We start from the raw sequence: 13,378 nt of genomic DNA on the forward strand, positions 1-13,378 counted from the left end.
CCGTGTCTACGGCGGAGCTGGCGGTCATCAACAACCAGCTCAAGTACGGCAACGTGGCGCAGCGCGCCGCGGCGGCCGACCGGCTGGCCGAGATCAAGTCCGACGTGCCGATCGACTTCGTATTCCCGGTCAGTGACCGTCTGTGGAACCGCGTCGCGATGATCGGCGGCGACCTCATGGAGGGCCAGGGCACCGACCCGCGCAACGACTGCCCGACAGCCACACTGAAAGTTAAGGGCACCTCGGATCTGGTCGACACCTTCCGCTCGTGCCGGCACACGATGGTCGGCGTCGAATGTGAGGTCGGCGGGCTGTCGTTCCCGTTCTACCTCGACAAGCACGGCTCGAAGATGGACGAGCGCGGCACGTGGACCTCGACGCTGTACCTCCGCGGCATCTGGGACGTGCTGTTCTACCTCCAAATCTGGCCGGTGTGGTTCATGCCGTTGGCATTTCAGCCGCTCTCCCACGCGATATTCATCGGCCCTCTGGTGACGGTGATCGAGAACATGATTTCGGAGTGCGCGCTCCGAATCCAGTCTGGCCTTTGGGAATTCGTCAACAACGTCACGTCGCTCAACCCCGATATCCGTGCGTGGTTCGGCACCTTGCAGCAGTCCCACGGGAACATCTTCACGATGCTCAAGACGCCCATCTACGTGGTGCGCACCAACCCGTTCCGCGACGGCTCGCCGCTGGTCGCGCGCACGGTTCGGATGGAGTCCTGCGGCAAGGTGATCAACGACATCACCAAGCCCTACGGTGTCGATGTCCGCGTCGATCTGTGGCGGCCGGGGATGCCGCAGCCCGACCAGTGGGCCAACCTCACCCAGCCCACCTACGTCGTGACGGTCAAGGACCGCAGTCAGGTTGAGGGCCCGACGAAAACGTCGCTGGACTCGGTGCTGCGCACCGTCGTCGACGTGCAGGGGTCGGCGTTCGGCGACGATCTGGAACCGCTGCTCGGCCCCGGCAGCCCGTGGGCACCGGACGGCGTATTCGTCGCCCCCCGACTGGGTTTGAACTTCATCCGCCCACTCGTGGTGGTAGTCGCGCCGCGGCCCGGCCAGCGCAACCCCAAGAGCCCGTTGCTGTCGTGCGAGATCTTCGACCACACCCCCAAGGGCTGGCAACACGTCATCGGCGGAAAGAGTCCCAAGTGGTTGGTCTGTGCCCCCCGGACTAATCACCTGGGGGGCACAGACCAACAACCGAACATTGAACGACCTGATCAACGCCACGCTCGCCTGGCTGATCGACAGCCTCATGATCATCGTGGGTATCTCCGGCATACCCGGAGACCTGCTATCGGGGTTCCTCAACGACACGCTGCTGGCGTTCCAGATGGTCGAATTGTACGGCCGCAGAAACGATGTCGGCCCCTACCATCCGGCCATCGAGGTCTTCACCCCGATGAACTCGGCCCCGTACAACATCGAGGCGCTGTTCGCGTTCATAAACGCGATTTGGGACAGCCGGGGTTACACGTCGGCGCAGCTGGTGATCCGTCACAGCTCGGCGATCGCCCTGGGCCGGGATATCGCGCGCGGCGCCTTGATGTCGCTGGTGTACGCCTCGGCCACCGGGCCGTGGCAGATCTTCACCGACTACATCGAGAACACGTTCTGGAAGATCAGCCCCACTGAGCGCGACCTGCTCATCCAAATCAGTGACGGCAAAGGCGAGGAATCGCCGCTCGCGCGGCAGCAGCGGCTCATTACGGGCCTGCAGGAATCGCTGAACGTCGTCACCATCACCCCCAGCTCATGAGGAAGGAATTCCGGCGTGCCTGTTGAGCCGTGGCCGACCGTTGTTGTTGGCGGAAAAGAATTTTGGGAAGTCGATATCAAGGCGCGGGTCGCCAAGGAGTCCGACCCGAACGCCCAGGTGCTGTTCCTCGTCGGCACCCCGAACGGCGGTGCCGCGAACGTCGGCCCGCTGGTCAAGGGCGACCCCGGCAAGCACGCGGAAATCGCCGAAGAGATCAACAGGACGCTGCTCGAATGGGATGACCCCACACCGGATTCGATGTCGTGGACGATCCTCACTCCGCCGACCGACAGCACGCCCGGTGTCTACCAGCTGAATGCCACGCAGCGTAAGGGCCCGCCGGGTGAAGACGGCGACACGGTGTTGGACCCCAACGATTTCGACGACCCACTGGCAGGGCAGATGCTGGTCGTCAACGGGGCTGTCGACGCCTTCGAGCTGAAGACCGTCAAGGTCGGCAACCTCTACTTTCCAGCCTCGATCAACAACACCGCTTCCGGCAACCCCAATAGCACGTTGGCCGCGGTCAGCATCTCTGACGCGCAAGATTTCAATCGGATCTTGATCCCGTTCGGCTACACCATCATCACCGGAACCGGGTCCAACGTCGCCGTCGACCTGATCGCCCGGATCAACGGCGAAAGCGGCGGCAACGATATCGGCCGCTGCGTCGGCGTCGCCGGGGCCTCGGACCGCTTGATGTTCCAAGGTATCCCGACGCCCGCAGGTGGGGCCGCGAACTACAACAAGCTCGCTGCCGGTAACACCGCGACGGTGCATATGCGGGCCGAGCGGCAGTCCGGAACCGACACGTTCACCACCAGCAGCACCACAACCCGGTTCGGGGTGTTGGCGGTCGCCATCGCATGACGTTGGAACCGCCCAACTGGGCGATCGCCGTTCCGAACTACCCGGTCCACAACCCGCCGGACAGCGCGGCTGGCTCGGTGCAGCGGCCGAACCCCGCCCAGCTCACCGGCGCGTTCTTCAAGGCGTTCCTCGGGCAGGTCGCGATCGCGCTCGGCGGGGTTGAGATCTTCGGCTGGGAACCGTTCGACTTCATCGCCGACTGGGGACACGACCTGCAGGCTCAGGCGCTCGCCGCGTTTCTTGGCCAGCAGACGGCCAACACCAACCTTGGCGATCTGATCGACGGGGTGCTGGGCACCGGCCACACCTTCGACGAGCTGGCGACCTTCATCGGTGAGATACCGGACGGTGTCCAGGCGTTCCGCGACGCCATTGCCAACGCGCTGGGCCACGCAGGCACAGGGCACAGCAGCAGCGACATCCAGACATATCTCGGGGCGATCCCGGGCTCCGTCATATCGGGCATCACCGCGATCGAGCAGGAGACCCGCGACAAGATCGCCAACGCCCTCGGTCATGCGGGCACCGGGCACAGCGCGGCCGACGTTCTGTCCTACCTGCAGGCGATCCCGGCCACTGTGGTTGACGCGTCCGTCGGATTCCTCAATCAGTCGACGTCGCTGCTGAAGTTCATCGGCACCGGCGGCAACCTCGGAAAGTATGACGCCAGCGCGGGTTTCCTGAACCAGAGCACGTCTCTGCTGAAGAAGCTGAACTCGGGCACCGGCCTGTACGACGCGGCAGCCGGCTTCGACAACCTGGCCAGCTCGCTGCTGAAGAAGTTGAATGCCAGCACCGGACTCTACGACGCTGCGTCGGGGTTCGACAATCTGGCGTCGTCGATCTTCAAGAACCTCGACGGCACAGGCAAATTCGATGCCACGAAGTTCTTCAATCAGGTTCCGGCGATCAACCTTCCGACGATCACCGCTGCGATGACATCGGGCCTGGCGGCGATCGACACGCTGGTGCAGGCGTGGGGCGGCACCGGGACCGGTCACAACTCGACCGATCTGTCTGATTTCGCGGAGAACATCAAGCAGACCGCGCAAGACATCATGGACTATGGCGGCCAGGCCATCTCGGGCGTGTTCACTGGCGGCTTAAGCCCTTCCGACTGGGGCAACTGGCTGGCATCTCTGGCCGGGCAGACCAGGGATGCCGGGGATGCGGCACAGGTAGCCAACGACCTTCTCGCCGAGCGGGCTGTCACTCAGTCTGTTGGCACGCTGGACCGAACGTGTAACGGGCCGTTCAATATTCGGGCGATGTTCCCGAATACCGCGTCGCTGACGTATGTGAATGTGACGTCGGCGGCGGCGGTGGCCTGCAACCTGAGCACCCCAGAGGGCGGCGTCAAGCAGTCGGTCAAGTTCTGGGGACAGAACACCACCGGCATCACCGCCATGTACATTGCGGTCTACGAGGTCGACGAGTCGACCAACGCCCGCACCAGGCTTTGGGAATCCTCGAACATCATCGGCCTAGTCTCAAACACGCTCGCGCCGAACAGCATTCCGATTCCGATGGCGAACTACATCACCGTCGCGAAGGACAAGTACTACAACGCCGAGATGCGTGTCGAGGGCACCGGCACCTACCAGATCGTGGGTTTGAACAACGACTGGTACGTCGACACTGTCTATCCGGCCACCTACGGCGAGACCCGCGCCGCTACGCCGCCGGTCTACGGGTCGTCGGCGTCCGGGTCGGCGACCGCGACGTCGCTGTCGTTCAACCTCACCGCCAGCGTCGGCGACACGATCGTCGTGTTCACCACGGCGGGCTCGTCGTCGAACGCCACCTCGGTGAAGTGGGGCGGCTCGGGCGGATCGGCCATGACGGTGGCCGGCGGCCCGGTCACGGTCTCCACGAACGTCTACATGCACGCCTTCACCTACACCGTCGGGGCGGGCGAGGGTGGAACGAAAGCGGTTTACATCGCCAACGGCAGCGCGACCGGCCTGGTCGGCATCGCCCGCACCTACACGGGTGTCAATTCCGTTGGGACAGCGGTGACCACCACGGCCACGAGCGCGTCGATGACGATCACGCAGACGTCGTCGCTTGCGACCACGACCTATGTGCAGGCGTTCCGCTCCAACAGCGGCTCCGGTATCAACTCGGGAACCTACAACCGCAGCAACGTCATTCTCGGGTCGGGTAACTCGATGGTCGCCGGCGACGCGCAGGGTAACGGCGGCTCGTTGGCGTTCACCTGCTCGGCGAACAGCAGCGCCGCCTATTCGGGCATCATCATCCCGCTCACGGGCAAAGTTGCGGCGGCACCGTCGTCGATTCCGACGCCGACGGCATCGGCCAATGTGCCGTATATCGGCCTTTCAGGCGCGGCCGCCGTGCCGCACTACCAGCCCGTCTTGTGGTCGAAGACAACAGCCGGTTCGGTCACCTATACGATCCCGACGCAGTTCCAGACGGCGGGCTCGAAGTTCGACATCATCGTCTGCAACGCCGGCGACGGCGGCACGACACCCGCGCAGAACCTCGGCGGCAACGGCGGTGCGATGACCTCCGTCACGCTGACGTACGGCACCGACATCCCGCTTGGGACAACGTCGTTCAGTGTTCTTGTTGGTGCTGGCGGCGCGGGCGTCATCAGCGGCACCCGCAATGTCGGCGGCCAAACCATCGTCACCGTTCCCGGTTACGGCGCCGTCTCAGTGGCGAACTCCCACAGCGGCACCGGCCTCAACGCCGGCGCCGGCACCAGCCCTGCATCGGTGACCGTGAGCGGCATCGTCTACCAGGGCGGCGCGGGCGGGTCGACGAGCCGCGTCGACGGCAGCGCGCCCGGCGGGGGTGGCGGCGGCTGTTCAGGATTCGGCGACACCGCGGGATCGGGCGCGCGCGGAGCTGCCTGGATCAGGGCCTACCAGTGATAGGTGGTTTGGTGAATTTCGTTCAGTACCTTGCGTTTCTGATGAGCGGCAACATGAGCCGCACTGGGCCTACCGCGATGCAGAGCGCGTTCGCCAAGCCCACGCCGATCGACGGGTCGGTGTTCGATGACTTCGACGGCCCGGCCGGGTCACCCCCCGATCCCACGCTGTGGACCGTCTCGCCCGACGTCGATCTGGGTATCAGCACCAGCAGCGCGGACAACATCTACCTCGACGGCAACGGCAACCTCGTTGTCCGCGCCCGCCCCAGCAGCGGTGGGCGGTGGAGCGCCGGCCGCGCCGAGTCCTGGGGCAAACGGTCCTACGGGTACGGGACATTCAGCGCGTCGATCAAGATGCCGCCCGGAAAAGGACTGCTGCCCGCGTTCTGGCTGATGGGCGAAACCTATCAGGGGCCCAACAGCAAGACGTGGCCGCAGTGCGGCGAGATCGACGTGTTCGAGTCGATCTATGACGGCAACTACTACTCGACGATCCATGGCCCGATGTACGGTTCGCCGGCCAACACCCAGCAGGGCCAGATCAAGGGGCCGCTCGGGTTCCACCCAGCAGAGGGCTATCACCTGTACTGGTGCCGCCTTGCGCCGAACCTAGTCACCGTCGGTGTTGACGCTACGGTGTTCGGAACGTTTACCCCGCAACGGCTTCCAGGTGGCGCGCCGTGGCTGTTCAACCAGCCGCAGTACGCGCTGCTGAGCATGAGCGTCGGCGGATGGCCCGGCAACCCCGACGCGTCCACCCCCAACCCCGCGGTCATGTTGGTGGACTGGTTCTACTGGGAACCGGCGCAATGACATTCGCCTCCTGGTTGCGCCGCGAATTCCGCGCCTGGATGCGTCACCACCGCAACCGCGCTCACCTCATCGACCCTCGCCTACGGCAACATCCGTGGGCCTGCCCCCGGGAGCGGCCATGACCCCTAACGCTGTCGTCGGCCTCATCGCCTTCATCGCCATCGTTTCAGCACTCGGCGGCGCGATCCTCGAATACGTCGTGCACGCAATCCACCACGGACACAAGAAAGATCACTGATGAGCTTCCGAATCGTTAACGGCAGTGCGAAGACTGAGAACGGTTGGCGCTGTTGCAACCGCGACGAGTGCGACCTCGTGCGGATCCCTGAGCTGTTCCTGACCGATACCGCGCCGCTGCGCATCGGCGCCCCGCTGGTCATCCTCGGCGCGTGGTTGTTCTGGTATGACCGCAACGTCGAGGAGATCGACTCGGCGGTGTGGGGCTGGTCGGCCGACAACGACGTGCTCGGCGGCTGGGGCGCCGACATGGGCTCGAATCACCTGTCCGGGACCGCGGTCGACGTCAACGCGCCCAAGTACAACTGGGGCGACTACACCATGCCGGACGACCGGATCGCCAAGGTCCGGCAAGGCCTCGCGCTGTTCGGCGGCGCGGTGTTCTGGGGCCGCGAATGGGACAAGCCCGACGAGATGCACTACCAAATGGCCTGGCCCGAAGGCGATCCCCGCAACGACGCTTTCGCGGCCAAGCTGCTGGACGGCTACCTCGGCATCTACAAGCCGGCCGCCGACCCCACGCCCGCGACGCCGCCATCGCAGCCTGCGCCCCCTGCGCAGCCGGTGAGTTCGACCGCCGACGCCGTCACGACGCTGTACGACGCGGTGCCGGTCATTGACGAGAACCGCGCCGCGCAGCTCGTCGAGGCCGTCATGGCGGGCCTGGCCGCGGCGCAGTGCACCAACCCGCGCCGGATCGCGATGTGGCTGGCCCAGTGCGGCCACGAGTCCGACGGCTACGCCACCACCGAGGAATACGCCGACGGCTCTGCGTACGAGGGCCGCGCCGGCCTCGGCAACACGCAGCCGGGCGACGGAGTTCGGTTCAAGGGACGCAGCTGGATTCAGATCACCGGGCGCGCCAACTACACCGAGTTCTCCGCCTGGGCGGCCGGCCAGGGCTACGTCGACAGCCCGACGTTCTTCGTCGACAACCCCACCGCGCTGGCCGACCTGAAGTGGGCCGGCATCGGCGCGGCCTGGTACTGGACGGTCAAGCAGCCCCGTCTGAACGAGTTCGCCGACGCCGGCAACGTCGAAGACGCATCCAAGGCGATCAACGCCCCGGCCTGGATCGGAACCGACAAGCGCGCCACCGGCATTCAGGACCGCATCGCCCGCTACAACCAGGCCCTCGCGCTCGGCGATCGCCTGCTGACGCTCATCGCCCCACCATCCGACAACTCAGGAGGAACGATCACCTTGCCCGACATCACGCAGGACGCTTGGAACGACCTCGTCGCGAAGGTCGACTACATCGCCGAGCAGCTCGGCCCGGCCCGGCCCGACTGGGGGCAGGACGGCGACCTGGGCGCCAACGACGCCGGCCAGCCCTACACCCTTCGGGCGGGGCTGGCCGCGCTGATCCGCAAGGTCGCCACCATCGCCCCGATCGGCCGGCCATGACCATCCGGCTCGGCGACCGCAACGAGACCGTCCGCCGGTGGCGGCAGGTCATGGCCGCGCAGTTCCGCGGCTACGCCCGCGCCCTCGGCGACCTGCCGACCGACACCGACGAATTCGGGGCGCGCGCCGTGGCCTGGCAGAAGGAATACGAGCGCCGCACCGGCCAGGAGCAGGACGGCGTCGTGTCCAACCAGGACCTCGACGCGCTGAAGATCGCCTACGCGCACCGCCCGATCTGGTGCTACACCGCCCCCGGCTCCGGCGTCCCATGGTGGGTCGGCCCGCCGTTCGACCTCGGCGAGCAGTGCAAGCAGATCCTCAACCTCAACCACCAGCCCATCGGGTATCCGATCGGCGGCTACCTCGGCCTCATGGGCGGCGACCCGGCGCTGTCGTACAACGACGTCATCGGCGCGCTGGACGCCGAGCTCGAGCGGCTCATTAGCGTCTGCCCCGACCTGAACGACCCGAACGTGGAGTTCTGGTTCTTCGGCTACTCGCAGTCGGCCGACGGCGTCAAGCGGGCGGTGGCGCGGCTGTTCGGCGACGGCGGCCGGTACGCCGCGCTGCGGCCGCGGATCAACGGGGTCATCGCGTTCGGCGACCCCACCAAGCCGCAGACCGGCATCGCCCGGCTGGTGTGGACCGCCCCGGCCTGGCTCACTGCGCTGACGCACTCGGTCACCAACGAGTCCCCGACGCCGGACTTCTACGCCGAAGCGGGCGACGACATCCGGCCGCTGTTCTACGAGTGGTTCGTGCGCGCGGAGACCGAGCTGCCGTTCGTGATCTACACCGCGCAGATCATCATCCCCGCGCTGCTCAACCTCGTGGCCCCGTTCCTCGGCAGCCTCACCAGCCCGCTGGCCGTGCCGATCCTCGCCGGCGCCACCGGCGCCCCCGCCGGCCTGCTGTCCTCGCTGATCGGCGGCATCACCGGCACCGCCGAGAAGCCCGACCCCAAGCTGATCGAGTTCCTCTCGGTCAAGGGCGTCCTCACCAACCTGCCCGCGCTGCTCAAGCTCCTGGGCGCGCTCAACGGAATCGCCGTGCACGGCGACTATTACGCGGCCAAGCCCGAGTTCGGCGGCCGCAGCGGCGTGCAAGTCGGCTACGACATCGTGGCCGGATTCCGGCGCTGACTCTATTTCAGCTGTAAACCGCTGATCGGCGGAGTCAGGCCGTTGACCTGCAGGTTTCCTTTTACTCGAAAGGTGCTCTAAATGGCTCAGCGAGTAGTTTCCGTTGCGCGCACCGAGGCCCGCATCACCGCGTCGCTGCTCGGCCCGAGCAACATCACCGCGGTCCCGATGAAGATTGTCGAGACGACCGACGGCCCCGTGACCACCGTCCAGAAGCTCAAGGGCTGGTACAAGGCGCTGATCGGCGTCACCGGCATCGTGGTGATGATCGCCACCCAGGTCGCGCCGCTGGTGCCCGACGAGTACAGGAAGTGGGCACTGATTGTCGCCGGCGTCGCCACCGCGGCCGGAGTCGCGCTCAAGGCGAATCAGCATTGGTTCGAGGACGCGCCGGTGCCGCCCGGAGTGGAATAGCCGCGCGTGGCCGCATGGGAGAAGGGCCGACGGCACGCCACGTGGTGGGCGTCGGACACCTTCATCACGACGATCGCCGCGATAGCCATATTCGCTATCACCGGCACCGTCGACATCCTCAACGGCTCCGAACCCGCGCCGCCGTATCTGCAGGCGTTGTGCGGCGCCGCCGGCTTCTGGCTGTGGGGTGTGGCCGGCAGCGACAAACGCAAACGCGACGCCGAAGTGGCCGCCACCGCCAACCGGGCCGACGGCAACGCCGAGACCGCCAAGAACCGGGCCCGCGACGTCAACGAGACCGCGATCGGCGCGAAGGCCGACGTCGACCAGATCGCCGACGTCATCCGAGAGGCCCGCCCGGACCTAGCCGACAAGCTGCCCGCCCCGCTGATCGACCCGCACCCCGCCGGCGGTGAAGCATGATGCTGCAAGTCCTGGAGTTCTTCATCTCGCCGAACTTCATCTCCGGCACCGTCTTCGGCGGGATCAGCTGGCGCTGCTACGCGCACGGGAAAGCACGCTGGCTCGACCGGCATCGACCGCTGCCGGACGGCAGCCACCACCAGACCCCCGGGTGGCCGCCACAGAACTGGATCGCCGCGCTGATGGCCGTGTTCATGTTCGGCTATGTGCTGCTGTCGGCCGAGAAGGCCCACCAGCAGGCCCAGCAGTTGACCAGCGACGTGACGCGCTGCTGGGCCGAGGCGTACCAGGCGGCGAAAGCCCGCGCCGAGCTGAACGACCAAGACGCCGCGCTCACCTCCGAGATCGGCGGCTACCGCGACGACGTCATCAAGGAAGACGCCGACTGGACGGCCCAGCTGCTGTTGGCGCCGCCGAACGTGGCGGCCAGCACCGAGCTTCGCGAGCAGTACGCCTACGCCGTCACCCGCGCCCACAGCCAGCGCAAGCAGCAGATCATCGCGAAACTCGACGACGCCAAACGCCGCCAGCAGCAACTCGCCAAGCAGCGCCAGGCCCGCCCGCTGCCCGAAATGACCTGCGGAAGATAGGAGCCCCGCTGTGGAACCGAACACCCGTGAACGCTTCACCGAGTTGGGTATCTTCGCCGCCTACTGCGGCATCGTCGGCGCGCGCGAGTTGTGGAGTCAGCCGCCGCACCCGGGCTGGTTCCTCGGCCTGGCCGCGGCCGCGGCGTGCATGTTCACCCTCGGCTACATCTACCGCGCCGGCCACGACCGCCGTAAGCGGCGTCAGCGCCGCCGGCAATGAGCGAGTGGGTGATCGTCGTGGCCGGCTGGGTCGCATTGGCCGCCTGCGTGGTCCTCGGCGTCACGGTCGCCGCCCACTACGTCGGCTAGCCGCCCCGTTCTGGTCTCCCCCTTCCCGAGACCAGCCCGGGGCGGCTTTCGGCGTTTGCGGGCTGAAACTCTTCGCACCAGCACAGGTCTCGGTCATCGCCTTCGCCGAACTCCTCATAGCAGCGATGCGGCTCCATCTCACCGTGCTCATCTTCTTCATGCCCGCAAACGCAGAGCACCGTCATCGCGCGGGCACCCAGACGAACGCTGGCGGCGGGCACCAGAGCGCGTAGCGGCTACCGTCGGCGGGGCTGGCCCACTGGTGGGATTCGCGGGCAAGGCACGGCGTTCCGGCCGTGCGGATGCCGACATCGGCGCCGTCGTCCATGCCCCACTCGTCAGGCGTGATCGCGGCGGCCGGAGCTGCGCAAGCGATCCAGGCTGCCGCGACCGCCACCGCGAAAATGATTCGTCCCATCACGATCCCCCATTTGGTTGCGGTGTCCCAGTCGTTGGTGCTGGAGTCGTGGGCGGTGGTTCGCGGAGCAGAAACAAGAACGCGCCCGGGTCCGTCTTCCAAATCACAGTGCCATCGTTGCTGGCGGTGACTTGCACCGGAACGCGGTGCTCAACGCCGACGCCACCGACCGTCACGGCCGCGATGCCGTCGTATTCGTGCTCGCTTTTCTTCACGACGTCGACCCTCTCGACGTACAAGCCGTAGCTGGCATATTCGCCTTGGGCGAGGGACTCGCGCATCGACTTCCTGACGTGCTCCGCGACGACTGCATCACTCGGCCCGGACGGCTCCGAGAAGAACTGCATCCAGACCAAGACGCCGACCACGACCAGCAGCACTCCGACCGTGATAGCCAGAAGGCGCTTCGTCCAGTCCGCCCCGGTAGTCACGGTTTTCATCGCCCTACCCCAGCGTCAGGGCGTCGTCGCCCACGTGAACACGATGAAGGCGACCGCCGCGATGGTGATTGCCACCAGCCAGTACTGCCAATCCTTCATCGCCTGCGGTGCGGGTGGTGCCCACTCGCGGCCGTTCCACCATGCGCGACCTCCAGACCCTCGGGGGTCCGGATACCAGCCGGGCGGCGGAAGCGGTGCTGCCATCACCCTCGAAGGGTAGCGTGATGGCCCCCCGTCAGGTGTTGATCACTCTGCCGGTGGAGGTTCCGCTGGCGGCGGGCCAATAGGAAAAGCCGGCGCGTTCGGGAACCATGTGCAAGAACCGGCCGTAGTGGTGAGGCTGGTCATGTGCCAGTCGCATTCATCGCGGGAACCATCGGGGTAGGTGCAGGTCATGTGCGACGCCCCGAACATTCCGATTCCCCCGCACTGGCCGCCCGTGTTCGCCACACACGCCTGGTGTGCCTGCGCGTTGGTCCTGTCGGTGCATTGCCCGCCGGCGTTCGCCGCCGGTGCGCACCACATCAGCGCGGCAGCCATCGCGGCAGCGAACACCGCCGCGGCTGCTGCCTGCTTGTATGGTTGATCACGCATCACGATTACCTTCCGCTCTGTGGTTGACGGGCCACTCGTCTGATTCTGCGCGCTCACGCTGCGCCGCGGAACGGATCGAGCCGGTTGATCGCGTCGTGGCGCCGGGCGTCTGGAACCTTGGTGTACCCCTGGGTCGTGGCCACCGATTTGTGCCGCAGCAGCTCCTGCACCGTCCGCAGGTCCGCACCGTCGTCGAGCAGCGTCGTCCCGGTCCAATGACGCAGCGAGTGCGGCGTCCCGCGCGCGCCGGCCCGGCGCATCGCCTTACCGATGATGTCCGACACGCTCTTGGCGTGGACGTGGTCGCCGGGGCGGGTGGCGTTGGCCGGGAACCACCAGCCGCGGCGCGGCATCTCCAGGGCGATCTCGGCGATCAGCGGGTGCAGCGGCACCCACTTGCGCGAACCGCCCTTGCCGAGGACGAACATTCGGGGCGCCGACACGTCGATGTCCTCGCCGCGGAGCCGCGCGATCTCCGACACCCTCAGCCCGGCCAGCGCCCCCAGCAGGATCATCACCCGTGTCCGGTGGTGCATCCGCGTCAGCAGCAGCCGCATCAGGTCATCGTCGGTGACCGGGCGTGGTGTGCGTTCTGGGTAGCGGGGGGCGGCGATTTTCACGGTCGGATCGTCGGCGCGGTAGCCCATTATCGTCAGCCACTTAAACCACGCTCGGATGTAGCTATAGTACGTTGCCGCTGTTGCTTGGGACCATTCGCTGTGCTTGCGCATCCATCGGAGAATGTCGATGGTGGTGGCGGCGAATGCCCCCGTGGGGTTCTCTACTCGGAATTGGGCTATGACCCTAATCCGTTCTGTAACAGTAACTTCCGATCTACGTGCGGCGAGCTGCCACAGCATCCATTCCTGCAGCAAAGGATCTGGACCCATTATTTATCTCCCTGGTAAATTAGCCACGGAGACCCGTCCCCCGTTGCAGTGACCCAATACCCAAAAGTACGGTCGCCCCACGTTACCGATGAGTATTCTTAATTTCGGACCGGAATTTCCGACGATTTCAAGCGGCATTCGACAGTCTCGTAATCCGCA

At 66.2% G+C, this 13,378-nt stretch carries 15 protein-coding genes; 11 read left to right on the top strand and 4 right to left on the bottom strand.

The genetic code is table 11. The features are described from left to right. The first annotated feature begins 2 nt into the window (after nt 1-2). The 11 genes from AC5Y5V_RS28635 to AC5Y5V_RS28685 all read left to right on the top strand — a co-directional run bounded on the left by AC5Y5V_RS28635 (nt 3) and on the right by AC5Y5V_RS28685 (nt 10,788). Nucleotides 3-1,646, top strand: coding sequence for a hypothetical protein (locus AC5Y5V_RS28635; protein WP_499941988.1), 1,644 nt, complete (start codon nt 3-5; stop codon nt 1,644-1,646). After that, nucleotides 1,558-1,770, top strand: a complete 213-nt coding sequence (locus AC5Y5V_RS28640; protein ID WP_499941991.1) for a hypothetical protein — start codon at nt 1,558-1,560, stop codon at nt 1,768-1,770. The genes AC5Y5V_RS28635 and AC5Y5V_RS28640 overlap by 89 nt, the downstream gene beginning before the upstream one ends. Before the next feature lie 15 nt (nt 1,771-1,785). Continuing rightward, nucleotides 1,786-2,640, top strand: coding sequence for a hypothetical protein (locus tag AC5Y5V_RS28645; RefSeq protein WP_499941995.1), 855 nt, complete (start codon nt 1,786-1,788; stop codon nt 2,638-2,640). After that, a complete protein-coding gene (locus AC5Y5V_RS28650) occupies nt 2,637-5,540 on the top strand; it encodes a glycine-rich domain-containing protein (protein WP_499941999.1) in 2,904 nt (967 codons plus the stop codon). The genes AC5Y5V_RS28645 and AC5Y5V_RS28650 overlap by 4 nt, the downstream gene beginning before the upstream one ends. 11 nt (nt 5,541-5,551) lie before the next feature. Next, on the top strand, nt 5,552-6,355 hold the full coding sequence (locus AC5Y5V_RS28655; protein ID WP_499942003.1) for a glycoside hydrolase family 16 protein: 804 nt from the start codon (nt 5,552-5,554) through the stop codon (nt 6,353-6,355). Nucleotides 6,356-6,670: 315 nt separating this feature from the next. After that, nucleotides 6,671-7,999: a M15 family metallopeptidase gene (locus AC5Y5V_RS28660; RefSeq protein ID WP_499942006.1), complete on the top strand. Its 1,329-nt coding sequence runs from the start codon at nt 6,671-6,673 to the stop codon at nt 7,997-7,999. Then, the gene (locus tag AC5Y5V_RS28665) at nt 7,996-9,141 is read left to right on the top strand and encodes a peptidoglycan-binding protein (protein ID WP_499942009.1); all 1,146 of its coding nucleotides are present in this window, start codon (nt 7,996-7,998) and stop codon (nt 9,139-9,141) included. Before AC5Y5V_RS28660 ends, AC5Y5V_RS28665 begins: the two co-directional genes overlap by 4 nt. Before the next feature lie 81 nt (nt 9,142-9,222). Further along, nucleotides 9,223-9,555, top strand: coding sequence for a hypothetical protein (locus tag AC5Y5V_RS28670; RefSeq protein ID WP_499942012.1), 333 nt, complete (start codon nt 9,223-9,225; stop codon nt 9,553-9,555). A gap of 6 nt (nt 9,556-9,561) precedes the next feature. Continuing rightward, a complete protein-coding gene (locus AC5Y5V_RS28675) occupies nt 9,562-9,978 on the top strand; it encodes a hypothetical protein (protein WP_499942016.1) in 417 nt (138 codons plus the stop codon). Beyond that, nucleotides 9,975-10,568 carry a hypothetical protein gene (locus tag AC5Y5V_RS28680; RefSeq protein ID WP_499942018.1) on the top strand — a complete coding sequence of 198 codons (594 nt, stop codon included), beginning with the start codon at nt 9,975-9,977 and terminating at the stop codon, nt 10,566-10,568. Before AC5Y5V_RS28675 ends, AC5Y5V_RS28680 begins: the two co-directional genes overlap by 4 nt. A gap of 10 nt (nt 10,569-10,578) precedes the next feature. Further along, nucleotides 10,579-10,788, top strand: a complete 210-nt coding sequence (locus tag AC5Y5V_RS28685) for a hypothetical protein (protein WP_499942021.1) — start codon at nt 10,579-10,581, stop codon at nt 10,786-10,788. A 270-nt stretch (nt 10,789-11,058) separates the two neighbouring features. On the opposite strand, the gene AC5Y5V_RS28690 is transcribed toward AC5Y5V_RS28685, so the two are convergent. The 4 genes from AC5Y5V_RS28690 to AC5Y5V_RS28705 form a co-directional block, all read right to left on the bottom strand. Further along, nucleotides 11,059-11,295, bottom strand: coding sequence for a hypothetical protein (locus AC5Y5V_RS28690; RefSeq protein WP_499942023.1), 237 nt, complete (start codon nt 11,293-11,295; stop codon nt 11,059-11,061). Next, nucleotides 11,295-11,735, bottom strand: a complete 441-nt coding sequence (locus AC5Y5V_RS28695; RefSeq protein WP_499942025.1) for a hypothetical protein — start codon at nt 11,733-11,735, stop codon at nt 11,295-11,297. Before AC5Y5V_RS28695 ends, AC5Y5V_RS28690 begins: the two co-directional genes overlap by 1 nt. Before the next feature lie 15 nt (nt 11,736-11,750). Further along, nucleotides 11,751-11,939, bottom strand: coding sequence for a hypothetical protein (locus AC5Y5V_RS28700; RefSeq protein WP_499942027.1), 189 nt, complete (start codon nt 11,937-11,939; stop codon nt 11,751-11,753). A gap of 443 nt (nt 11,940-12,382) precedes the next feature. Further along, on the bottom strand, nt 12,383-12,949 hold the full coding sequence (locus tag AC5Y5V_RS28705; protein ID WP_499942029.1) for a tyrosine-type recombinase/integrase: 567 nt from the start codon (nt 12,947-12,949) through the stop codon (nt 12,383-12,385). Nucleotides 12,950-13,378 lie beyond the last annotated feature (429 nt).

The sequence above is a fragment of the Mycobacterium sp. NGS68 genome (genome assembly GCF_059812195.1).